20 protein-coding genes are annotated in these 22,771 nt (G+C 37.6%); 6 read left to right on the top strand and 14 right to left on the bottom strand.

Annotated features, from left to right (window positions below):
- Positions 1-13 precede the first annotated feature (13 nt).
- Entirely contained in the window at positions 14-562 is a 549-nt protein-coding gene (locus H4J41_RS11135; protein ID WP_182135743.1) for a nitroreductase family protein, read from the bottom strand.
- A 352-nt stretch (positions 563-914) separates the two neighbouring features.
- On the opposite strand from H4J41_RS11135, the gene sppA reads away from it, so the two are divergent.
- A complete protein-coding gene (gene sppA, locus H4J41_RS11130; protein WP_182135744.1) occupies positions 915-2,777 on the top strand; it encodes a signal peptide peptidase SppA in 1,863 nt (620 codons plus the stop codon).
- 160 nt (positions 2,778-2,937) lie between these two features.
- Positions 2,938-3,942, top strand: coding sequence for an asparaginase (gene ansA / locus H4J41_RS11125; RefSeq protein WP_182135745.1), 1,005 nt, complete (start codon positions 2,938-2,940; stop codon positions 3,940-3,942).
- A 370-nt stretch (positions 3,943-4,312) separates the two neighbouring features.
- On the opposite strand, the gene H4J41_RS11120 is transcribed toward ansA, so the two are convergent.
- The 11 genes from H4J41_RS11120 to H4J41_RS11070 form a co-directional block, all read right to left on the bottom strand.
- On the bottom strand, positions 4,313-7,174 hold the full coding sequence (locus H4J41_RS11120; RefSeq protein WP_182135746.1) for a DUF349 domain-containing protein: 2,862 nt from the start codon (positions 7,172-7,174) through the stop codon (positions 4,313-4,315).
- The gene (locus H4J41_RS11115) at positions 7,171-7,455 is read right to left on the bottom strand and encodes a YeaC family protein (protein ID WP_182135747.1); all 285 of its coding nucleotides are present in this window, start codon (positions 7,453-7,455) and stop codon (positions 7,171-7,173) included. Before H4J41_RS11115 ends, H4J41_RS11120 begins: the two co-directional genes overlap by 4 nt.
- A gap of 25 nt (positions 7,456-7,480) precedes the next feature.
- Complete coding sequence (locus H4J41_RS11110; protein ID WP_182135748.1) at positions 7,481-7,810, bottom strand: zinc ribbon domain-containing protein; 330 nt, start codon at positions 7,808-7,810, stop codon at positions 7,481-7,483.
- A gap of 77 nt (positions 7,811-7,887) precedes the next feature.
- Positions 7,888-9,384 carry a sodium:alanine symporter family protein gene (locus tag H4J41_RS11105; protein WP_182135749.1) on the bottom strand — a complete coding sequence of 499 codons (1,497 nt, stop codon included), beginning with the start codon at positions 9,382-9,384 and terminating at the stop codon, positions 7,888-7,890.
- A 266-nt stretch (positions 9,385-9,650) separates the two neighbouring features.
- Entirely contained in the window at positions 9,651-10,778 is a 1,128-nt protein-coding gene (locus H4J41_RS11100) for a carboxypeptidase family protein (RefSeq protein ID WP_182135750.1), read from the bottom strand.
- 65 nt (positions 10,779-10,843) lie between these two features.
- Positions 10,844-11,269 (bottom strand): TlpA disulfide reductase family protein, encoded by a 426-nt coding sequence (locus tag H4J41_RS11095; RefSeq protein ID WP_182135751.1) that lies wholly within the window; start codon positions 11,267-11,269, stop codon positions 10,844-10,846.
- A 366-nt stretch (positions 11,270-11,635) separates the two neighbouring features.
- Positions 11,636-11,914: a cell division topological specificity factor MinE gene (minE, locus tag H4J41_RS11090; RefSeq protein ID WP_182135752.1), complete on the bottom strand. Its 279-nt coding sequence runs from the start codon at positions 11,912-11,914 to the stop codon at positions 11,636-11,638.
- Between the two features lies 1 nt (position 11,915).
- Positions 11,916-12,725, bottom strand: a complete 810-nt coding sequence (minD, locus tag H4J41_RS11085) for a septum site-determining protein MinD (RefSeq protein ID WP_182135753.1) — start codon at positions 12,723-12,725, stop codon at positions 11,916-11,918.
- Positions 12,726-12,753: 28 nt separating this feature from the next.
- Positions 12,754-13,461, bottom strand: coding sequence for a septum site-determining protein MinC (gene minC, locus H4J41_RS11080; RefSeq protein ID WP_182135754.1), 708 nt, complete (start codon positions 13,459-13,461; stop codon positions 12,754-12,756).
- Positions 13,462-13,608: 147 nt separating this feature from the next.
- Entirely contained in the window at positions 13,609-13,890 is a 282-nt protein-coding gene (locus tag H4J41_RS11075) for a cell division protein ZapA (protein WP_182135755.1), read from the bottom strand.
- Positions 13,890-14,120: a DUF904 domain-containing protein gene (locus H4J41_RS11070; protein WP_182135756.1), complete on the bottom strand. Its 231-nt coding sequence runs from the start codon at positions 14,118-14,120 to the stop codon at positions 13,890-13,892. Before H4J41_RS11070 ends, H4J41_RS11075 begins: the two co-directional genes overlap by 1 nt.
- A 665-nt stretch (positions 14,121-14,785) precedes the next feature.
- Between H4J41_RS11070 and H4J41_RS11065 the strand changes: the two genes are divergently transcribed.
- Complete coding sequence (locus tag H4J41_RS11065) at positions 14,786-16,915, top strand: S9 family peptidase (protein ID WP_182135757.1); 2,130 nt, start codon at positions 14,786-14,788, stop codon at positions 16,913-16,915.
- 342 nt (positions 16,916-17,257) lie between these two features.
- Here the strand turns inward: H4J41_RS11065 and trxC are convergent, their stop codons facing one another.
- Positions 17,258-17,704, bottom strand: coding sequence for a thioredoxin TrxC (gene trxC, locus H4J41_RS11060; protein ID WP_182135758.1), 447 nt, complete (start codon positions 17,702-17,704; stop codon positions 17,258-17,260).
- Positions 17,705-18,120: 416 nt separating this feature from the next.
- Between trxC and H4J41_RS11055 the strand changes: the two genes are divergently transcribed.
- Both H4J41_RS11055 and H4J41_RS11050 read left to right on the top strand, forming a co-directional pair.
- A complete protein-coding gene (locus H4J41_RS11055) occupies positions 18,121-19,101 on the top strand; it encodes a DUF1852 domain-containing protein (RefSeq protein WP_182135759.1) in 981 nt (326 codons plus the stop codon).
- 90 nt (positions 19,102-19,191) lie between these two features.
- Positions 19,192-20,250, top strand: coding sequence for a methionine synthase (locus H4J41_RS11050; protein WP_182135760.1), 1,059 nt, complete (start codon positions 19,192-19,194; stop codon positions 20,248-20,250).
- A 199-nt stretch (positions 20,251-20,449) separates the two neighbouring features.
- On the opposite strand, the gene H4J41_RS11045 is transcribed toward H4J41_RS11050, so the two are convergent.
- Positions 20,450-21,280 (bottom strand): sulfite exporter TauE/SafE family protein, encoded by an 831-nt coding sequence (locus tag H4J41_RS11045; RefSeq protein WP_182135761.1) that lies wholly within the window; start codon positions 21,278-21,280, stop codon positions 20,450-20,452.
- Between the two features lie 366 nt (positions 21,281-21,646).
- Between H4J41_RS11045 and H4J41_RS11040 the strand changes: the two genes are divergently transcribed.
- Positions 21,647-22,531: a LysR family transcriptional regulator gene (locus tag H4J41_RS11040; RefSeq protein WP_182135762.1), complete on the top strand. Its 885-nt coding sequence runs from the start codon at positions 21,647-21,649 to the stop codon at positions 22,529-22,531.
- Positions 22,532-22,771 lie beyond the last annotated feature (240 nt).

The following is a 22,771-nucleotide window of genomic DNA, read 5'->3' as shown; positions in this document are numbered from 1 at the left end:
ACAACAAGCATAATTAAAAATAGCTAACGTAATCGTCGAAATCTCTAGCTTTTTTTACTGGTAATTCTTTCGACTTTTCGCCGATATAGAGAAAACCAACAATTTCCTCATGTAGCTCAATGTTTAAACGCTCTTTGACTAAAGGATGGTAACTCATTTCACCCGTGCGCCACACAGCACCTAGATCTAAAGTGGTGGCTGCCATCTGCATTGCATGCACTGTACACCCTGCCGCTATTAACTGTTCTTGTTTTGGCACTTTAACGTGTTGATGAAACTTAGTACTAATCACAATAATTAAAGGCGCACGAAAAGGCATTTTAGCTGCTTTTTCTACTTTAATTTCATCGCCGCCGTCACTGATAGCCGCTGATTTGAAGGCTTTACTGAGCTTTGTCAGGCCATCATCTTTAACAATAGTGAAGCGCCATGGTGTTAAACCTGCATGGTCAGGAACGCGCATGCCGGCCTTAAGAATATTACTAATGGCGTGCTCATCAGGACTATTTCCATGTAAATAAGGATTAGACTGACGAGTATGTAAAAATTCCAAAACGTTCATAAAACTGTAGATTCCTGTTGTTTCGTTCTTTAGGGTTTAATGACTAATAGGTTGTTCAATACGGCAACCAAGTTAAGTACCTTGTTAGTGCATTTAAACGCTATCTCCTTGTTATCTTATACATTAGCATTAATTTGTTATTAAAATAATACAAGTTAATACTTTATTCTAATTTATATACGAAATAGCTTATAAATCGGATCGGCGATATATGTACAGTAGAACGTAATCAGCCAAAATTTCTTTCAATTATCTAAAAAACAAAAATATTTACATTAACGACTACTTAAGCGAGACAATTTTCAGTAGCATATAGCTATCTAATACTAAAGCAAACTATAGACAGCGTTTTATGAAAGAAAAAAAAAGTACGATAGCAAGAATAACCTTAGGGCTATTTAGTTTGCTCAATACCTCACGAAAAATCATTATTAATTTAGTGTTTTTTACTCTGCTATTGATTTTTATTATTGCTATTACCCGCGATGAAAAAAATATTACAGTTGAACCAGGATCAGCGCTGATATTAAATATACGTGGTGATATTGTTGAGCAAAAACATGACATTGACCTAATGGACGCTTTTATTAGCGAAGCACTTGAACAACCTAATACCGCCGCTGAAGTGCTGTTAACTGATATATTATCTGTCATTAAACAAGCAACAACTGATGACCGTATTAGTATGATGGTGCTAGATCTAGAAAATATGCAAGGCTCTGGCATTACCAAACTAAGTGATATAGCCAAAGCCTTAACAGAATTTAAAAGTCAGGGTAAAAAAATAATCGCTATTGGTGAACAATACAGCCAAGACCAGTATTACTTGGCCAGTTATGCCGATGATATTTGGCTTAACCCCAAAGGTTGGATGTTATTAGACGGTTATGGACGTTATCAACTTTACTTTAAATCTGCTTTAGAAAAGCTTTCTATTAGCCAGCATATTTTTCGCGTTGGCACTTATAAGTCTGCGGTTGAACCTTATATTCGCGACAGTATGTCAGCTGCAGCTAAAGAAGCTAACCAATTGTGGTTAACCGATCTGTGGCAGCAATATAAAATTGATGTTGCCCAACAGCGCAACTTTGCAGTCAGTAATTTTGATGAAAACATTGATGTGTTAGTCACCAAGCTAAAAGCAGCTAATGGCAACATTGCCGAGTATGCTTTAGCCAACAATTGGGTTGATGCCTTAAAAACACGAGAACAGATGAAGCAAGATTTAATCAATGTGGTTGGCAGTAACGGCGATAAAGGTTATAAAAACATAGCATTTGATGATTATTTAACGCTGATCAACTCATACAGTTCAATGGAAAGTATCAGCACTAATAAGGTTGCCGTTATCGTAGCCAAAGGCACAATTTTAACAGGCAACCAAAAACCCGGTACCATTGGTGGCACAAGTACCGCCGCTTTATTACGCCAAGCCCGTGACAATGACAATGTTAAAGCCGTGGTACTTCGTGTTGACAGCCCAGGTGGTAGCGCATACGCTTCAGAAATAATTCGCCAAGAAGTCGAATTATTAAAAGCGTCCGGCAAACCTGTGGTGGCTTCAATGGGGACTTATGCCGCCTCAGGGGGTTATTGGATATCTGCCCCGGCTGATAAAATTTATGCATCACCTACGACTATTACTGGCTCAATTGGCATATTTGGTTTTTTTATGACCTTTGAAAAAACCTTAAGTAAATTAGGTGTTTATACCGATGGTGTTGGCACCACAGATATTGCTGGTTTTGGCATCACACGTGAGTTAACCCCAGGTATGGCTAATATTATACAATTAAATATCGAACGGGGTTATCGCGACTTTGTTGAGTTGGTGGCCAATAATAGAAATATGACAACAGCGCAAGTTGATGCTATCGCTCAAGGCCGCGTATGGTCGGGTTCAAAAGCGTTAGAACTGGGTTTAGTTGATGCCTTGGGCGATCTTGATAACGCTATTGAAGCAGCAGCCCAGCTGGCAAATTTAGAAGATTACGATAGGCTTTTAATTGAAAAAGAAAAAAGCCCCCGTGCGCTGTTCTTACAAAGTTTGCTTGGGCAAGCGTCAATATTTTTTGGCCCGCCAGCAGATAGTCATTACAGTGAAAATAAGCTCACTAGTCTTATTAACACATTGTCACTTGAACTTAAGCAACTAGCACAATTAAATGATCCGCAAGGTATTTATTCCTTTTGCCTTGCCTGTGAAGTTGAATAATTATTTAACTTAATCAAGCTATATAAGCCTCGAATTCTCGGGGCTTTTTTTATCGCTAGCTAGCCGTTTTACCTGCGTGCTTTGTGTTACAATCTCGAGCAATTTCATCACTTTGTTGGCACTATTACTTTATGCCAATTTCTATATTAAGACTTAAGCTATGAGAAAACGCATATATATCGCTTATACTGGTGGTACCATTGGTATGAAACCGAGCGAAAATGGTTACATTCCACAGAAGCAGCATTTAACCGACGCGATAATGAAAGCGCCTGATTTTCATCGTGAAGAAATGCCAGAATTTACCATTAATGAATATGACCCATTGATTGACTCATCAAATATGTCACCCTCAGATTGGCAACATATTGCTGATGATATCAAAAAAAATTATGATGAATATGACGGCTTTGTCGTATTGCATGGCACAGACACCATGGCTTACACAAGTTCTGCGCTTTCATTTATGTTGGAAAATTTAGGGAAACCTGTCATTGTTACGGGCTCGCAAATACCCTTTAGCCAATTACGTTCAGACGGACAAGAAAACCTACTAAATTCATTATATATTGCCGCTAACTTTCCTATTAATGAAGTAGGCCTATACTTTAATAATAGGCTTTTTCGAGGTAATCGCAGTATCAAAGCTTATGCCGATGGCTTTAATGCCTTTGATTCACCAAACTTACCCCCTTTGCTAGAAGCAGGGATTAACATTAAGTTAATTGAAGGGAAAATTTCCACGCCAGTATCTCAACCTTTAACATTAGCGCAAATTACGCCTCAACCTATTGGTGTTGTACATTTATATCCTGGTATATCAGTAGAGCTGATTAAAAATATCATTAAACAACCGGTAAAAGCGTTAATAATTCGTAGTTATGGTGTCGGTAATGCGCCACAAAATCAGGCGATGTTAGATTGTTTAAAGCAAGCCAATGACGATGGAATTGTTATTGTGAACTGCAGTCAATGCATTAAAGGCACAGTCAATATGAAAGGCTATGCAACCGGTAATGCCTTGAGTGAAATAGGCGTTATTAGTGGTCATGATATGACTTTAGAAGCGACATTAACTAAGTTGCATTACTTATTGAGTAAAGGGTACAGCCAAGAAAAAATTTGCCAATTATTGGAAGTGAGTTTACGCGGCGAATTAAGTTAATCACTGGCAGCGATTAACTCTCAAGGATAAAAAATAGGCTCTGTTATCGTTAATTTTTGTCGGGGCAATGCCAAGCGAAAAAGTAATATTAGGCTGCAAATGCTTTTTCGCCCTTCTATTCATCCCCTGCTTAACGCTTGATAGATTAAAGTGGCACTTCAGTCCAAAAAATTAAATGCAATTAAACTGTTATTAGCAAAAATACCAAACGCTATATTACTCCCTGTCAAAGCAATGTTAGCTAACATAGTCATTTTCTCTCTAAGCCTTTAAGGCGCAAACTTCATAACCTAATAACAGTATTGTGTGGCAAAAAATAAAAAATCAGCAATAAATTACTGATTTTTTGTAGTCGAACTATAAAACTATTTTATTGAAAAATAGGTTTTATTCTTTCTAGTAACCCAAGGTCTTGTTGAGTCAACTTTCCTAACATTAACCACTGAGAAAACTTAGCGGGTAAATCAATAGCTGTACCTGACGACATTTGCGCTTGCATTAAACTAACTTGCACTGTCATGCGCTGTTGTTGTAAATTACTTGGCGAAGGATTACCTGATAAAATTTCAAGCTCTAACGTCGCATCTTCTCTATTAAAATGTGTGGTGTTATTTGCTAATTCTTTTAACTTTTTCTGCCAAGAAGCTGTTAGCTGTAGATATTCTTTATGCTCAGTAAAACTTTCTTCATTACTGATACTTTCTTCAAGGGTCAAAAATAAATAACCCCATTGGCGTTTTTCATCAGCAAGTTTACAATCAACAATTCTCTGGGCAATGGTTTTTTCTTTAGCACTAATTTGTTTTTCAAGATTCAACATTTTTGGCTTTTGTTGCGCAACATCTTTATTTAACACTTGTAACGCTTGCTCAAACATTTGCAGATCATTTAATTGTGTTACTTGAGCAAATTTTTCTTCAAGTGTTTTTAAAGCACCTTCTAGTTCTGAGGTCCTAGCTGAGGTAGCTGATTTTTCCAAAACATTTTGTTCTGCACGTTTAGCAAAAATATCATCATTGATTTTTCTAAAATTTTGCCAAAGTTTATTTTCTACTTTGGGTCCGGCATAACCCGTGTTGCGCCATTGTGTTTGCAAGGCTTTAACTTGCGTAACTGCGGTCACAACATCTACTGTCGCCAATAATTTTTCAGCCTCAGTAATGAGTTGCTGCTTTAAGACTTTATTTTCTTGGTGAAAGGCTTTAATTGCAGATTTTATTGGCTGTAACGTGAGATTAAATTGGTTATTAATATTTTGATAAACATCTCGATCAACCTGGCCGGCACTTTGCCATTGTTTTATCAGTTGGTTTAATGCTACTTCTAAGGTTTTATAATCAACCGTCGAACTCTCATCGTTAGTGTTTTTATCACCAATTACTTGCTGGTGAAGTAATTTTGCCTGTTCGACAAATGATTCGCGAGTGATCAAGTGCTGCGCTCTTAACTTTTCTTGCTCGGCAAAAAATAAGCGACAAGGGGTGAACGCTGTTTCGCATAGTTGATTAAATTCATTATTTAAACTTTTTTCTGCATCATCATCGGCATGACCTAAACTATTCCAAATCTTACGATATTGCTTAACCTTCTCTGCCTGTTCGTTGGGATTATCAAGTGGCGTTTCAACAATCGCTTTAATGTCAGCTAATAGTTGTTGCTTACGTGGTGTGGCAATGTAGCGTTCCCAATCAGCTAACTCGGCAATTTTTTCACTGAGTGAATCATAATCTTTTTGAATACGGTGTTGTTGCTGTTCAGCTAAAGCATTAAATAATTGCTTAGCCTTTTTGAAAACACCAAATGCTGCATTGTACTTGCCAGCAGAGATTAATCGTCTAACATCGTGGAGTTTTTTCTGTGTTATAGAAAACGCTTGTTTTTGTGCTTGTTGCAAAGGTTTTAATGCTTGGCGCCAGTGCTGCTGAATTTCATTGGCCGCAATTTTAATTGAATCTGGTAAAGCACCTGAGGCGTTTTTCTCAGCATGTTTCCAATCGCTTAACCATGTTTGATAAACTGGTAGTCGTTCATCCATTTCTTCAGCTGTTGTTGGTAGGGCTAACTGTGATATTTTTGAAATTAAATGCGTTGCCTCACTGACTGATTTGGCAATTTCAGGTAATTGCTGTAACTTTTTTTGTTGTTGACAGATTTTAGCAATAAATTCGTTCTGTTCATTTTTAGCTAACACTGAAACAATAATTTCGCTGGTTAATTTGTCAAATAGCGTTTGATATTGTTGCTCTTCAATTTTATCATTTTCAAAAATACTGGTGGTTAACGTTTGATCAATAACCGCTAGTGTTTTATCAAAGTGCATACGCGCTTGCTGTTTTTTTTCATTAAGCTGACGAATAATTTCAGCTTGCACATGTTGCTCAGCTTTAGCGATAAACAATTTATCGAGTTGCGCTAAGATGGCTATTTTTTTATCTTTAAAAGTGGTTATTTCAGCGGCGTCAAAACAACTAAACTCACTAGCTAATACCTGCCATTCATTAGTTAACAGTTCACGTTTATTAAGATAGTCTTGGTACGCGTATTGATCTTTAAGTGCTTGGAGCTTAGCTAAGACTAAATTTACTTTTTTGCGTAATGCTATCGGTTGTTCAATAGCAAACTGCATTTGAGTGATTTTTTCAATCAACTGCTGTGTGATCTCAGCCTGCTGTGATTTTTTCTTTAGCTTTTCTAAAGTATCTAAGTCAGCGACTTTTTCAATGATGTATTGTTGAACCTGTACATTTTGCTTTTGAGTGAAGAGGTTAAGTAATAACTGAGGCTTTAATGCTAACTTATTGCTTTGCTCGTTCACTTGCGTTTTATTGGCGATTTTTTCAAATAACGCAATGATCAAATCAGCATCTTCAGTAGTTTTCAACCAGTTTTCATACAAGCCATATTGCTTGTGCTCAGCAATGTAACTGAGTTTTTCTTGCTGAGAAACTTTAATGGCATCTTGATCCATTAAAATAGCGGCTACTTTGTCGCTAGCATATTGCTTTACTTTCGCCATGGTATTTTCTTGGCTCTGAGTTAACCAAGATTGAAAGCTAGCAAGCTTTATCAAGCCTGCACGTCGAACATTTTCATTGTCGTCGTTTTTGACCAACGCTATGATAATGTCTCGTTGCGCGGGATCATCAACTGATAAACTACTATTAATCGCTTCAACACGCACTACACTGTCTTTATGTTGCCATTTCTTTTTTAAAAATTTAGAGAAAATCATAGATTTGAAAACCTAGCAATATCGTTGCTATCTAACGCTGACGGGAAATCTGCACGCAGTTCATGTTTTGTTTTAATGATCATCTCACCTTTAGGGCCAATAGACAGCGTTTGATCTGAGTTTAGATGCTTGGATTGATAAGCCATAGTAATTTGTACTGCGCTTAATTGCTGCTCTTTATCAACCTGAGTCCCTTCTGGCCATTTACCGGTTTCGGCGGCACACTTTAAACGCAAATACATTTCTTCTGACATATTGTCGACTAACTGAATTATATCCATGAATTTCTCTTTTAGGTAATGTTGATTATGATCGGTTACGCTTGATTAATATAAGTCTGACTCGGGTGATAAGATATAGAATAAAGCCTAAAACTGCACTGGCGATAGACACAACATATTGCCAAGTACCCGGTTGAGCATCTTGCGAATAAAGAAATAAGAAACCACCACAAAATAACAACATGGCGATAAAAGAATGATTCATCAATTGTTGCGATTTTGCCACGATACTTACACGCTTTAAACTCGCTATTTTATCTGCGTCCAACACGGTTAAATCTAACTGACAATGCTCGCACGTTTTTGCTTTATCGGAAATTTTCTTCTTACAATTTGGGCAATTTATAACAGCCATATTTACACCTCTTTTTCGATACTTTATTTTACCTAAAAAAAACGCCCTTGCGGGCGTTTTTTTACACTAAATAACATTTATTTTTTATTTTGTTCTTCTAAACGCTTTTCCCAGAAGTCAGCATTTTTAATTTCTAGGCTTTTTGGGTCAAAAGTGTAAGTTTTAACACCGGCTTTTTGCTGTCGTTCATAATCTCTTAAGGCTTTAATCGCCGGTTTAGCCATAAAGAAAATGGCAATAATACCGACAATATTCAACCAAGCCATTAAACCAACACCAATGTCGCCTAATCCCCAAGCAGCACTTGGTTTTGCCACTGTACCGTAAAATACAGCTGACATAAGTACCAATTTAAGGACAAATCTAAGTATCGGCATTTTGATGGTTTTATTGATGTAAGAAACGTTATTTTCTGCAATAAAGTAATAAGCCAGTACAGTCGTAAAGGCAAAGAAAAATAAAGCTATTGCAATAAACGGTTTACCAAATCCGGTTAATACGCTATCCACGGCAATTTGTGTAAAGGCAGGACCATTAATAACCACATCATTGGCTAAATTGTTAACAATAAAGCTTGTTGACCCTTCAGGCATAACATTATACGAGTTAGTGATTAAAATCATAAATGCCGTTGCAGAACAAACAAATAGTGTATCAATATAAACAGAGAACGCTTGAACTAAGCCTTGTTGGGCGGGATGATCAACTTCAGCCGCCGCAGCAGCATGAGGGCCAGTACCTTGACCGGCTTCATTGGAATAAACTCCACGTTTTACGCCCCAACCAATCGCCGCACCAAAGCCTGCCATAGGAGTGAATGCATCAGTGATAATCAACATAAAAATACTGGGTAGTTGATCAATATGCAAAGCAATAATTGAACAGGCAATTATAATGTACGCTAACGCCATAAAAGGGACGACAACTTGGGTAAAGTTGGCTATGCGTTTAACGCCACCAAAAATAATAAAACCGAGTAATAAAACAATAAATACCGCACTATAAACTTTCGTCAAAGGTAATTCACCCATGAAAGAGTTAACTGTGCCGCCACTACCAAAAACATTGACCATAGCATCGCCAATACCATTTGATTGCACAACCGGTAAAAGTACACCACAAGCTAGAATTGTTGCTAAAGCAAAGATCCACGCATACCATTTTTGACCTAACGCTTTTTCTATATAATACGCTGGACCACCACGGTATTGCCCATCTTCTTCTTCTTTGTATATTTGTGCATTGGTTGATTCAATATAAGCAGTCGCCGCACCTAAAAATGCTACCACCCACATCCAAAATACAGCACCGGGGCCACCAAAACCGATAGCCGCGGCAACACCGGCAATATTACCCGTACCCACACGACCCGATAACGAAACAGCAAGTGCTTGAAATGAGGAGATGCCTTTTTCTGAGCTTTTACCTGAAAGTAATAAACGGAACATTTCACGGAAATGACGTATTTGTACAAAACGCGTTAAAATAGAGAAGAAAACACCCGTTCCCAAACAAAGATAAATTAAATATGGGCTCCAAATATAGCCATTAATGTTATTAACAATTTCTTGCATCCTAGACTCCTGATAATTATTATTTTTTTAAAGTTATTTTGCGTTGTAATATATACCCGAACCACTTGCCTTTAGCCAGCTAAACTAGGAAAGCAAGATTACGCCGTATGTATGCCCTTAGCTTTTGTCTAACACACAAAACCTATGCAATACCAGATAAGGGCATAACCCTTATCCTCAAATCAAGCTTTAATCGGCTTACCTAGTTTACTGCTGAAGTTACACTTAAATGTGGCACAGTTATAACTCTATGTTATGACTAACAACTAACGTAAGTCATCCACCACGTGGTAAATGGCGGTTAAAAAGTCGCGACCAAATAAACTACTGCGCTCATCTGACCAACCGACACTGTAGTCGGGTAATAAATTGTTGTCTTTAAATGGCATTTCAACAGTGTAGGCTAAACATTTAAATTGTTCACCCACCCAATTCGCCGCCACCGTTAAGTTAGCTTGGCCAGGCTCGTCTTTATCGTAACCTTTGTCATCTTGAAACTCTGGTGTTATAGCTAAAAGCACATTTTTGAATTTGTCTTCAAGGCCTTTAATACGCGCGTTATATGAAGGAACACCTTCACTACCGGCAACAAAATTAAAAGGTAAAGCTTCATCACCATGAATATCTAAATGCATATCTACGCCTGTCGCAAGCATTTTTTCACGCACAAGATACACTTCAGGACTATTTTCCATCGTGGGTGTTTGCCATTCACGATTTAAGTTAACACCTTTAGCATTGGTACGCAGATGGCCACGAGCTGAGCCGTCAGGATTCATGTTGGGGACTAAATAAAATACCGCACTGTTTAACAATGACCGCGCAACCCCATCGTCTTCATCTAATAAGCGATCAATAAAGCCTTCCATAAACCATTCGGCCATAGATTCACCCGGATGCTGACGTGCAGTTAACCAAATAACTTTTTTACCTTCACCCTCTTCACCCACTTTTAGGACCGACATATCACGGCCATCGAGTGTTTGCCCCAATACCTGTAACTGACAATCAATATCTAATTGTGCACTGTGAATTAAGTCTTGATGACGTTCATAACTGTAAGGTGCAAAGTAGGCAAAATAAGTCGCGTCATATTCTGGTGTGAAAGTAATAGTAAGATTTTCACCATCAAATTCTGTTGGTACACGAAACCAATGTTGGCGGTCATAAGATGCAACCGCTTGATAATCTTTCCAACCGTCGACATAAGCCGACTTGCCTGCATTAGTTAAATGCATGACATGTTCAACATGTTCGGTATGATGAAGTTTGAAGTGAAACCATTGGTAGAATGCTGATTGATTATCTTTTTTAATGGCTAGTTGAATATTACTTGGGTCTTTTGCTGAGATAACATCGATATTACCCGAGTCAAAGTTTGCAGAAATTTGCATAAGGCCTTTTGCTCATGATTGTTTTGATGGCCTTAGTGTACACAAACCGGTAAAAGATCAGAAGACTAAAGACTCCTTAAATACAGACCAATTTCAGAAGAATAGCCTAGAGAGCGACCAATGATGGTATTTTCTCCATTTAACACATAATAACTTGGATAACCCTGCACTTGAAAATCAGCTTTTACTGACTCATTACCTAAAGCAACCGGAAAGGTTAATTGATGATTATTAGTAAATTTTTTAACTTCATCAAGATCAACAAAATCTAACGCGACAGCGATGACATCTATTTCAGGATTTTTTTGATAAACACTTTGCAAATTATCAATACTAAAATTACATACCGGACACCAAGGTGCAAAAAAATAAACAATGGTCTTTTTACCCTTAGCTTGTAGCCTTATATCATTATGCATCAGCGTCTTTAGTTGATGTTTAACAGGCACAACATCGGCACTAGTAGACAGCATGCTCGTTTCTCGTAACATCGAGATAGCATTAAAAATGAATAAAAAAACCAGTACCTGTATTAATAAACTACGCAACAAAAGAGTAACTTCCAAAAATTCACATCATAATAGTTAATACCGGTTTAGTTATTTTTTTGTTCATCTTAATCATTAAAATATGACTGACTGCAGGTAACACTTGAGATTTTCAGATCAAAAAACAGATTTACCACCTGATTTAGCGCCTGTATGATAACTTTTACCAAACAGAACGCTACGTTATGATCACCATAGTGCATTGTCGTTTATAGTTTTTATCGTTATTTATCTGCTGTTTTAAACTACTAGCCGATTAATACACTGATAATCATTTGCTAAGCGGTGGAACCAGAAAAATAATAACCTTTAGTCTGTAGTCTTTTCATCATGTAATTCAATGTTAAGTTCTAAGACATTTAAATTACCCTCTTTTTTATCAAGATTTATTGAAAAACTTTCATCTGATACTTTAATATATTTACGCAAAACGTTAAGAATATCCTCAGTGAGTTGCGGTAAGTAATCAGGCTGTTTATTTCGACTAGTTCGCTCGTGCGCAACAATAATCTGCAAGCGCTCTTTAGCTTTAAAAGCTGTGGTTACCTGTTTTTCTTTTTTCTGTAAAAAGTAATCTAATAGTGCCATGTTATCCTCCAAACATACGACTGAAAATGCCTTTTTTCTCGGCAACTAAAAATCTAAATTCAACCGTCTCACCTAATAAACGGTCTATAACATCCTGATACGCTTTCCCTGCATCACTTTCAATATCTAAAATTACTGGCTCGCCGGAATTCGATGCTTTAAGTACAGCTTGTGATTCTGGAATAACGCCTAACAAGGGTATTGAGAGAATATCTACAACGTCTTCAACACTGAGCATTTCACCTTCTTCCACGCGTTTAGGAGAGTAACGTGTCAATAATAAATGCTCTTTTATTGGTTCTAAACCAAGTTCTGCTCTGCGTGAGCGACTGGCTAACATACCTAAAATGCGGTCGGAATCACGTACCGATGAAACTTCAGGGTTGGTCGTTACTATAGCTTCATCCGCATAATAAAGCGCCATCATCGCGCCGGCTTCAATGCCTGCAGGCGAATCACAGATAATATAATCAAAAGTTTTTGCCAACTCTTCCAATACTTTACCAACGTTTTCTTTAGTTAATGCATCTTTGTCGCGCGTTTGTGAAGCCGGTAATATAGATAAGCTACTAACGCGTTTATCTTTAATAAGTGCTTGGTTTAAGGTCGCTTCACCGTTAATAACATTAACAAAATCATAAACAACGCGACGTTCACAGCCCATAATTAAGTCAAGATTTCGTAAACCAATATCAAAATCAATTAAAACAACTTTATGACCTTTTAATGCTAAACCAATACCAATGGCAGCACTTGATGTTGTTTTACCCACACCACCTTTGCCTGATGTAACTACTATTATGCGTGCCATAGAACGAATATCCTTTATAAGTTAGAAATTAAATAAGTTTTGATGACGTTAATTCACTGTCAGTCAAGTGTATAAATGCTGGTGAGCCCCAATGTTGCTGCATTGACTCACTGAGCCAATAGTTACCATTAATGGAGACCAATTCAGCTTCAAGATTTTGGCAATATATTTGCGCTTTATGATGACCTTTTGCGCCAGCAATTGCTCGACCACGTAACGAACCATAAACATGAATATTACCATCGGCAATCACTTCAGCACCGGCTGAAACTGAGCCAATAACCACTAAATTTTGATTTTTAGCATAAAGTTGCTGACCAGAGCGAACTTGGCCTCGGTGGACTTTGTCAGTGTATAGATGACATTCAGCACTAGCGGCTATTTTTGTCACACTTTCTTGTGCAATAGCCGTTTGTTTTGCGGTACTCACTTTTGTGGTATTAACAAAAGAAAAACCAAGTTCACGAATAAGTTTGCGTTGCTCTGTCGCTATATCACCAGTAAAACCAACAAAAGTAAAATTGAATTCTTCGATTAATGCTTTTATCGCTTGATATTCAATGCCGCCCACAAGTTTTTCGATATTGACCACAACAGGTACTAGGTAAAAAAAATCGGGAGCTTGAGCAACTTTCTTTATTAAATCAGCACGAATATCGGCTAATTTTGACGTTCTTAAATGTAAAACAGAAAGGGTAAAGCTTGACCCTTTAAATTCAATGCTTGCATCAGCCATAATGAAGGTGCTCCTAACTAAAAACTCAATGTATTTGGATGCAATTTATCTGATAAATGCAACTAAACATAATGCAACTTGACATAAAATAGCCAGTATTACTGTTATCTTACCAATAGATAGCAGTAATACTGGAAAATTAAAGTACTATAACGCACTTTTCAGTTTTAAAATCAAAGCCTCTTGCTCGTGTTGAGACAGCTTAATTTTATTATTTGCCATGAGTAGTGAATAACTTAAATTAACTGATGCCACCAATAAAGCACGCTCACTGCTCGCCGTACCTTTTTGTTTCTTAATGTCATCACACATAGCAGCAAGATTACTCGCTGCTTGCTTTAAATCCTCTACTTGTTCAGCCGGACAAAAAAACTGGTGTTGCTTGCCCATAATTTCAATGCTGATCTTTTTGGAGTCTTCAACCAACATTAACTAAGCTCTTCTACACTTTGTAACTTACCTAAAAGGCTGGTTAATACGCTATTTGTTTGCTTTTGTTTTTCTTCACCTTCAAGTGCTTCTAGTTGTAACATTTCGTTTTCATCGACTAGCACTGATTTTTGTAACTCTAATTCTGCCACTTGGCTTTTTAATAGGTTATTTTTTGCAATGATCTGTTCAATCAGTTGTTCGAGTTGAGGAAGAGTATTTTCTATCATAAGGCGCTCTGGTTAACTGTAGTAAATAAAGGCGGCAAACTTAATCTAAAGTGAGACAAAATGCTACTTTTTAGCGCAATTATTGGCTTAATTTGTGTAACAATTATCAACAGCGAAGGTGAACAGGCAATTGCGACTAAAAAACATACAGTTAGGCGTAAAATCAAGCAGTAATGATCATGATTCTTCCAACGCATTACTCTGCATGATATTAACTAGCGCAATCAATGGCAAAATTTTCTTAAGACTCAGTCTTTATTTTACGTCTTGGTGTGTGCTAAACGTTTTCTATTCAATTTGGCGGTAGAATAAATATTTGAACGCTTTTGGAAAAAAGACACTAACCACTCTTTTAATTGAATTTTATATAAAACCGCTAACCTTACGATTAACAGCTTTGCTATAATTGACCGCTAGATGCTGATTTTAAGGCGACTTAAAAATTTAAAGCGACATTAAACCTTATTCAAACAGTTAACTAATCTTATGTATAAAAGCTCGATAGACTTGTTCATTAAGTTTTTTATTGAATTAAATACATGTGATTAATTAAGTGTGCTACTTTTTCATTCAGAAAAATGGCTAAATACCATTAGTAAAGATCTTATAATCAATCAAATTTTCAAGCGAAACTCTATACAATATATTTTAAATAGGAGCACTTAGTGCCAACATCTTCATTTATATCAGCTAGTTCAAACAAAACAGTTTCCGCGCCAATAGCCAAAAAAATTCCACATGAAATGAACATTCACCATCATCAACGGGTGGATAATTATTATTGGATGCGTGATGACCAGCGCATTGACGAAGAGGTATTGGCGCACCTCAATGATGAAAATGCTTATGCTGATACTATGTTAACCGAGCAAAAACCTTTACAGGAATTACTTTTTCAAGAGCTTAAAGCCCGAGTGGTAAAAGACGATAATACCGTGCCAGCAAAAGACGGTAAGTATTGGTATCACAGCGAAATTAGTGGCGAGCAAGAGTTTTCAAATTTTTATCGAGCAACTAGCTTTGCTGGTGAAAACAAAACCCTGTTATTAGATGTTAATGAACGCGCCAAAGACCATGAGTTTTATGATTTAGGTGATGTTTCGATAAGTCCTAATGATCAATTAATGTCAATCTCTGAAGACACAGACAGCCGCCGTATTTACACCATTATCTTTAAAAACTTAAACCAAGCTGTCGACTCAGCCGATATTTATTTAACCGATATTATCGTCGAAACTGAAGGCGAAGTGGTTTGGGCTAACGACAATCAAACCATATTCTATGTCAAAAAAGATCTAGAAACCTTGTTAGGTACGCAAGTTTATCGTCACAAATTAGGCACGGCACAATCTGATGATGTGCTGGTTTATGAAGAAAAAGATCACAGCTTTTACATGAGTTTAGATAAGAGCAGAGATGACAGTCAAATTTATATTTGTTTACACGCCACTGAATCAACGCATTGTTTAGCGCTAAGTGCTGACGAGCCTGATGGCAAGTTTGTTGAGCTGTTTCCATATCAAGAACAACACGAATACCACGCTGATAAAATGGCCGAACACTTTTACATTGTCACTAACTACCAGGCGAAAAACTTTAGATTAATGAAGGTGGCGGTTGATCAAGTTAATGATATCAATAACTGGCAAGAAGTTATTCCACATAGAGAAAATGTGCTGTTAGAAGGCATTGAATTATTTCATCACTTTATTGTGGTTACCGAACGAGAAAATGGCCAAATTCGTTTTATAGTTCACACCACACAGGGTGAAAATGCAGGTCATCAATATCCCCTGTCGTTTGACGACCCCTGCTATTTTGCTTGCTTAGGTGATAACCCTGAGCCAGAAAGTACCACGGCAAGACTCTATTATTCAAGTTTAACAACCCCCGGCTCTTTATATGATTTTGACTTAGCCACTGGTGAGCGAAAGCTGATTAAACAGCAAAAAGTATTAGGCGACTTTAACAAAGAAGATTACCAATCAGAGCGCTTATTTATTAGTGCACGTGATGGCACACAAGTACCTGTATCACTTGTATATCGTAGCAGTAGCTTTAAAAAAGACGGCACTAACCCGCTGCTGCAATACGGTTATGGTGCATATGGCATTACGATAGATCCTAATTTTTCTAGTCAAACCTTAAGCTTACTCGACCGAGGTTTTGTTTACGTTATCGCCCATGTTCGTGGCTCAGAGATGTTAGGAAGAGCATGGTACGAAACCGGTAAAATGGCACATAAACAAAATACCTTTAATGACTTTATTGACGTTACCCAAGCATTGGTGGCACAAGGTTATGGCGCTAAAGATAAAATATTTGCCTCAGGCGGCAGCGCCGGCGGCTTATTAATGGGCGCTATAGCAAACCAAGCACCTGAGTTGTATTTAGGCATTGGCGCCCACGTACCCTTTTTAGACGTGTTAACGACTATGCTCGATGAAACCATACCGCTAACCACCAATGAATATGACGAATGGGGTAATCCAAACGAAGCACAAGCCTACCAGGATATTTTAGCTTATTCGCCTATTGATAATATCAGCGCGCAACACTACCCCAATATACTGGTAACCACCGGCTTACATGACTCACAAGTACAGTACTTTGAACCCATGAAGTGGGTAGCAAAACTGCGAGAGTTTAAAACAGATGATAACTTATTGCTCTTTAAAACAGATATGGACGCGGGCCATGGCGGTGCATCAGGACGTTTTAAGCGTTTAAAAGAAAGCGCCTTAGAGATGAGCTTTTTTATCTCATTACTACCAGAAGCTAGTAATGAGATTTAAGGAGAATAACGTTAACTAAGTGAAGTTACCTGATTAAAAATATCAGAGTAGAGTTAGCAAGGTAGAGTTAATAAAGTAAGTCGTTGACCTTGTTATTCATAAGTGGGATTTTCTCACTTGTGAATAACAATACCCCCTGCCCAATGCATGATCACAACTAGCACAAAACAAACGTTTTTTATCAAGCGAGTTCGACCCAACGACTACTGGCTGTCCACCGACAATATTTCAGTAGAAAAAGGCAATATAGCAAGTGAATCTGTCATCACTTCACTTAACATTTTACCTTAGCAGTTGCCTTTAATAAGCTTATTTAACTTCTTAACGCTAAATGTCAGATATTCAAACAGCAGGTAAGTTTTGAGCCAGCCATTGGGTAAATTGTGCTTTCGGTAAAGCCCCTGACATACGCGCGATTTCTTTACCATGATGAAATATCATTAAAGTAGGAATCGAACGAATATTATAACCGCCTGCGGTATTTTGATTATGTTCTGTATCTAACTTCACAAAACAAGCCTGAGCAAACATTTCACCGGCAACTTGTTCAAAGGTAGGGGCAAACTGTTTACATGGACCACACCATTCAGCCCAGAAGTCGACGACCACAGGTAAACCATTGTCTGTAACAAAACGGCTAAAGTTTTTATCGCTACCCACAACGGGTTTAGTGGAAAGCACCAATTTTCCACACTTGCCACAAACAGGTTTATTATTGAGCTTGTCTTTAGCTAAGCGATTTTTTGTACTGCAACTTGCGCAAACTATTTGAATAGGTGAATCAGACATAGTAGATCTCCGTAGAAGTCGTTTAAAACTTGTTTAGAATTTGTTTAGAAAAGATAAGCCATTATTAAAGTATTTATTAATATGGGTTTCTGTAGGTTTTAATTCAAGTGGACAAGGGCTATTAATCAGTAATTTACGCCAAAATGTTCTCAAAAATGTAAATCAAAGTAATACATGCAAATATCTCATAGATCAATGAAATTAAATCAATTTTATTCATATTACAAACCACGTATAAAACACACAGTACTCTTAACTCTAGGCAATACTACCGTTAATTCTTAGTTTGACCAGTAGATGCAAATCAAAAGAATCTGTGCGGCTACTGATAAAAAATATCAGAAAATAACCTTGTAAAACCCTGAAATAGAAATAAATAAATTTAGGTTTAATCACAATAAATTGGATGCCAGATCATGAAAAACAAAGACTTTACATTTACCATTAAGAGCATTTGTCTCGATGAAGATTATCAACCATCAGACAATACGCGTATCACGACCAACTTTGCTAATTTGGCCAGAGGAAACTATCGCCAAGCGAACTTACGCAACGCTTTAAAGATGATCGATAATAGTTTTAATGCCTTAGCGCATTGGGATAATCCCAAAGGAGATCGTTATTTTGTCGAACTTGAAATAGTTTCCGTTGATGTCGATATTGAAGGCAGTAGTAAAAGCTTCCCAGCGATTGAAGTATTGAAAACGAATATTGTCGATCGTAAAAATAACAAACGCATTGAAGGCATTATAGGAAATAATTTTTCATCTTATGTGCGAGATTATGATTTTAGCGTATTGCTACAAGCTCATAATAAGGGGCAGTCCAAATTTAGTATTCCAGATAACTTTGGCGAACTGCATGGCAAACTTTTTCAGTATTTTGTTAATTCAAAGGTTTATAAACAAAATTTTAGTAAAACACCCGTTATATGCCTTAGTGTTTCAGATAACAAAACCTATCGTAGAACTGAAAATCAGCATCCTGTATTGGGTGTGGAATATCAGCCAAATGAATCGTCTTTGACTGAGCAATATTTCAAAAAAATGGGCTTACAGGTACGTTATTTTATGCCGCCAAACAGTGTTGCACCTTTAGCTTTTTATTTTTTTGGTGATTTACTTAATGATTACACTAGCCTTGAGCTGATAAGTACCATCAGTACAATGGGCACCTTTCAAAAAATCTACCGACCTGAGATTTATAATGCCAATGCTGCTGCAGGAAAATCCTATCAACCCAATTTGAAGAATCAGGATCATTCATTAACTCAAATCGTTTATGACCGAGAAGAACGTAGCAAGTTAGGTAGCGAGCAAGGAAAGTTTGCTGAGGAGAACTTCATCAAACCATACCAAGCGGTACTTGAGCAATGGTCTGCTAACTATGTTCAATAGCTAGATTTTATAGTTACATTAAATAGTTACGTTTAAAGGTTATACGCAATAGCGACATTAAATAAACACTCTACATACGGCATCATTTTTATGAAAACACTTATTAACAAAGCACTTATTAGCAAAAAATTATTACCCACTTCAACGGCTGGCAGTTTACCTAAACCTTCTTGGTTGGCACAACCTGAGACACTTTGGTCGCCTTGGAAATTGCAAGGTGATGAATTAATAGAAGGCAAACAAGACGCTTTACGTTTGTCATTACAAGATCAACAACATGCAGGGATTGATATTGTTAGCGATGGCGAGCAAACACGACAACATTTTGTTACTACCTTTATTGAGCACCTCAACGGCGTTGATTTTGAGAAACGCGAGACCGTTAAAATTCGTGATCGCTATGATGCAAGTGTACCAACGGTTGTCGGCCCTGTTAGTCGTCAAAAGTCAGTGTTTGTTGAAGATGCCAAATTTCTACGTCAGCAAACCAAACAACCTATTAAATGGGCCCTGCCAGGCCCAATGACAATGATAGATACGCTTTATGATGATCATTATAAAAGTCGCGAAAAATTAGCTTGGGAATTCGCCAAAATTCTCAATCAAGAAGCCAAAGAATTAGAAGCAGCGGGTGTTGATATTATCCAATTTGATGAACCTGCATTTAATGTGTTTTTCGATGAGGTAAATGATTGGGGAATTGCCTGTTTAGAAAGAGCCATTAAAGGGCTTAAATGCGAAACGGCTGTCCATATTTGCTATGGTTACGGCATAAAAGCCAATACTGACTGGAAAAAAACCTTAGGTTCTGAGTGGCGACAATATGAAGAAGCATTTCCCAAGCTGCAAAAATCTTCTATCGATATTATCTCACTAGAATGTCATAACTCTCATGTGCCTATTGAACTACTTGAACTCATTCGCGGTAAAAAGGTGATGGTTGGCGCCATTGATGTGGCAAACCATATTATTGAAACACCAGAGGAAGTGGCCAATACCCTGCGAAAAGCGCTGAAGTATGTCGATGCCGACAAGCTTTACCCTTGTACTAACTGCGGCATGGCCCCCTTACCTCATCAAGTGGCAAGAGATAAACTAAATGCCTTAAGTGCCGGTGCAGAAATCGTTCGAAAAGAACTTTTGGCCTAATACTAACCAATACAATAATATGCTGTGGGGGGATTTTTTGATTTGATGATATTCAACAGCCATTATCGAACAAATTTTCCGATAATAAGTCGAATAATAAATCGAATAATACAGCGCCATGAATCACAGCGCTGTATTATTGCTTTGATAAGAGTAACTTTCTTTTTTTTGTAGTCATATCCTAATTGCACAACACAACCTATAAGAAAATTTGTGCCAACATACGTAAGCCAGTCAACAGTAATACCAAGGCAAAAATCTTTTTTAGTTTTGCAGCATCTAATTTGGCTGCCAACAATGCCCCTACAGGCGCAAATAATACCGTTAGTGGCACAATACAAATGAATCCAATCAGGTTAACTAAGCCAAATGTTCCCGCTGGTGCATCGGTTGGAGTGTTCCCCATGACTAACATTGTTAACGCACCTGGCAACGAAATGATTAATCCTATCGCAGCTGCGGTGCCAACAGCCTTATGGGCTGGATAGTTATAGAGCGTGAGTAACGGAACCGAAATAGTGCCTCCACCAATACCGACCATAGCACTGAAAAAGCCAATAGATGTACCCATAACCGTTTGCCCTGCTTTCGCAGGCAGTTGCTGAAATAAAGCGGACTTTCCAGTTCTGAGCAGCATGTTTAGCGCAGATAGGGTCGCTATTACGCCAAACAACAGAGTAAGCACATTGCCTTCAACGCGAGTTACTGACCAACTTCCCGCTAATACACCCATAAGAATAAATACAGCCCAACGTTTTAGCAGATCAAAATCTACATTACCTTTTTGGTGGTGAGAACGAATTGAGCTAATAGAGGTTGGCACTATGGTAGCCAATGACGTTGCTGTAGCAATCAGCATGGCAGATTCTGGCGATACGCCAAAGCTCTGGAACAAGAAAAATAGCACAGGCACGATGACGATACCGCCGCCTACGCCTAATAAGCCGGCTAAAATTCCTGCGAATACTCCGGTGGTAACCAAAGTTAAAATGGTAGGGATATTATTTGTTATAAATTCAATGATATTCATTAACTACTACTTCTATTTTTAATGATCGGCAAAAACTTAGCCCACGATCCTTGGCTAAGTTACCACCCCGATGTTAGCTATTTATGTCAAACAGTAGCAATACTATGTTCCTTAAGCTGGGTTCGGGTAAAAAAATACAAACTTTACGTATTGTTTCGCTGCTATATGACCAAGCTAATATTAAGTACTGCCTTCAACTCTAGTTATTAATTCTTTGACTACTTTAATGACTTAATTTCAATGATCATTTACCGATTTAGCTATCTAAAGTAATTGTACCAATACTTGTTCGATGAGTAAAAATGATATAACTTCATCATTCAATGAAAATAATTCATCATTAAAACAAAAGACAGGAGTTAACTTATGATAGAAAGGATTCATTTAGAAATACTAACGGCAATAAAAGAACATGGAACGCTAACAAAAGCGGCTGATTCATTACATTTATCTCAATCTGCATTAAGTCACAGTATTAAAAAATTAGAAGGCCAAGTGTCGACTCCAATATGGCAAAAAGATGGCCGAAACCTTCGTCTTACTGCTGCTGGTGAGCGTATTCAATCGCTTGCAAATAGAGTATTGCCTCAGTTTTTACATACAGAATTATTATTAAATCAGATTGCAAAAGGTGAAATGGGATCGCTTAGAATAGGCATGGAATGTCATCCTTGTTATCAGTGGTTACTCAGAGTCATAGAGCCTTATCTTGTGCAGTGGCCAGACATCGACATAGATGTGAAGCAGGAGTTCCAGTTTGGCGCTTTAGGTGCATTACTGAGTTATGAAATAGATGTGCTTATTACACCTGACCCGCTCTTTAAACCCAAAATAACCTACATCCCCGTTTTTGACTACGAGCATAGGCTTGTTGTTTCCACATCTCACAAACTAGCAAAGCAATATTTTGTATTACCCGAGCAATTAAGCGAAGAAGTGTTATTTAGTTATCCAGTTGAGCCAATGAGGCTCGATATATTTAGTCAATTTCTTAATCCAGCAAAGTGTTCAGTTAAAAAACATAAAATTATTGAAACAACTGAGATCATGTTACAGATGGTAGCCGCTGGTCGAGGTGTTTGTGCCTTGCCGGGCTGGTTAGTCGATGAATATTCAAAATCAATGCCAATCAAAAGTCTACGTTTTGGGAAGCAAGGTATTAGTAAACAAATATTTGTAGGTATCCGAAAGGACGAACAGCAAATAGACTACTTAAACGATTTTATTACTCAAGCTAAAAAAACAAAATAATCAATGAGTTCAGCCCAATAGAAACATCAACGCTAAAGGCTATTTCATCGCTGATAATAACTCAATACTGCCCTTTAGATTGCAAATCAACCTACTTTATGGCCAGTTATGAGTAATACCACTTTCATTAAATTTGTGATCTTGTTGTGCGCAGAGAAAATGCATCTGGGCAAGACGCTTGATTGAGCAATAGCTGGCTATTGTGATTGAGAGCACCGTAGCCTTGGTGTATTTTAACCA

Origin of the sequence: Colwellia sp. MB3u-45, from assembly GCF_014077005.1 — a bacterium.
In the GTDB taxonomy this organism is placed as follows: Bacteria; Pseudomonadota; Gammaproteobacteria; order Enterobacterales; family Alteromonadaceae; genus Cognaticolwellia.
The sequence above is the reverse complement of the archived record's forward strand: the minus strand, read 5'-3'. Positions and strand labels throughout refer to the sequence as shown.

Excerpts from the sequence above, each read along its gene's own strand:
- minD (WP_182135753.1), bottom strand. The coding sequence starts at position 12,725 with ATGGCACGCATAATAGTAGTTACATCAGGCAAAGGTGGTGTGGGTAAA.
- H4J41_RS11095 (WP_182135751.1), bottom strand. The coding sequence starts at position 11,269 with ATGTTACGAGAAACGAGCATGCTGTCTACTAGTGCCGATGTTGTGCCT.
- H4J41_RS11045 (WP_182135761.1), bottom strand. The coding sequence starts at position 21,280 with ATGAATATCATTGAATTTATAACAAATAATATCCCTACCATTTTAACT.
- minE (WP_182135752.1), bottom strand. The coding sequence starts at position 11,914 with ATGGCACTATTAGATTACTTTTTACAGAAAAAAGAAAAACAGGTAACC.
- H4J41_RS11115 (WP_182135747.1), bottom strand. The coding sequence starts at position 7,455 with ATGGATATAATTCAGTTAGTCGACAATATGTCAGAAGAAATGTATTTG.
- H4J41_RS11050 (WP_182135760.1), top strand. The coding sequence starts at position 19,192 with ATGAAAACACTTATTAACAAAGCACTTATTAGCAAAAAATTATTACCC.
- H4J41_RS11135 (WP_182135743.1), bottom strand. The coding sequence starts at position 562 with ATGAACGTTTTGGAATTTTTACATACTCGTCAGTCTAATCCTTATTTA.
- ansA (WP_182135745.1), top strand. The coding sequence starts at position 2,938 with ATGAGAAAACGCATATATATCGCTTATACTGGTGGTACCATTGGTATG.
- H4J41_RS11100 (WP_182135750.1), bottom strand. The coding sequence starts at position 10,778 with ATGCAAATTTCTGCAAACTTTGACTCGGGTAATATCGATGTTATCTCA.
- H4J41_RS11110 (WP_182135748.1), bottom strand. The coding sequence starts at position 7,810 with ATGGCTGTTATAAATTGCCCAAATTGTAAGAAGAAAATTTCCGATAAA.
- H4J41_RS11105 (WP_182135749.1), bottom strand. The coding sequence starts at position 9,384 with ATGCAAGAAATTGTTAATAACATTAATGGCTATATTTGGAGCCCATAT.
- H4J41_RS11070 (WP_182135756.1), bottom strand. The coding sequence starts at position 14,120 with ATGATAGAAAATACTCTTCCTCAACTCGAACAACTGATTGAACAGATC.
- H4J41_RS11120 (WP_182135746.1), bottom strand. The coding sequence starts at position 7,174 with ATGATTTTCTCTAAATTTTTAAAAAAGAAATGGCAACATAAAGACAGT.
- trxC (WP_182135758.1), bottom strand. The coding sequence starts at position 17,704 with ATGTCTGATTCACCTATTCAAATAGTTTGCGCAAGTTGCAGTACAAAA.
- H4J41_RS11055 (WP_182135759.1), top strand. The coding sequence starts at position 18,121 with ATGAAAAACAAAGACTTTACATTTACCATTAAGAGCATTTGTCTCGAT.
- minC (WP_182135754.1), bottom strand. The coding sequence starts at position 13,461 with ATGGCTGATGCAAGCATTGAATTTAAAGGGTCAAGCTTTACCCTTTCT.
- H4J41_RS11075 (WP_182135755.1), bottom strand. The coding sequence starts at position 13,890 with ATGTTGGTTGAAGACTCCAAAAAGATCAGCATTGAAATTATGGGCAAG.
- sppA (WP_182135744.1), top strand. The coding sequence starts at position 915 with ATGAAAGAAAAAAAAAGTACGATAGCAAGAATAACCTTAGGGCTATTT.
- H4J41_RS11040 (WP_182135762.1), top strand. The coding sequence starts at position 21,647 with ATGATAGAAAGGATTCATTTAGAAATACTAACGGCAATAAAAGAACAT.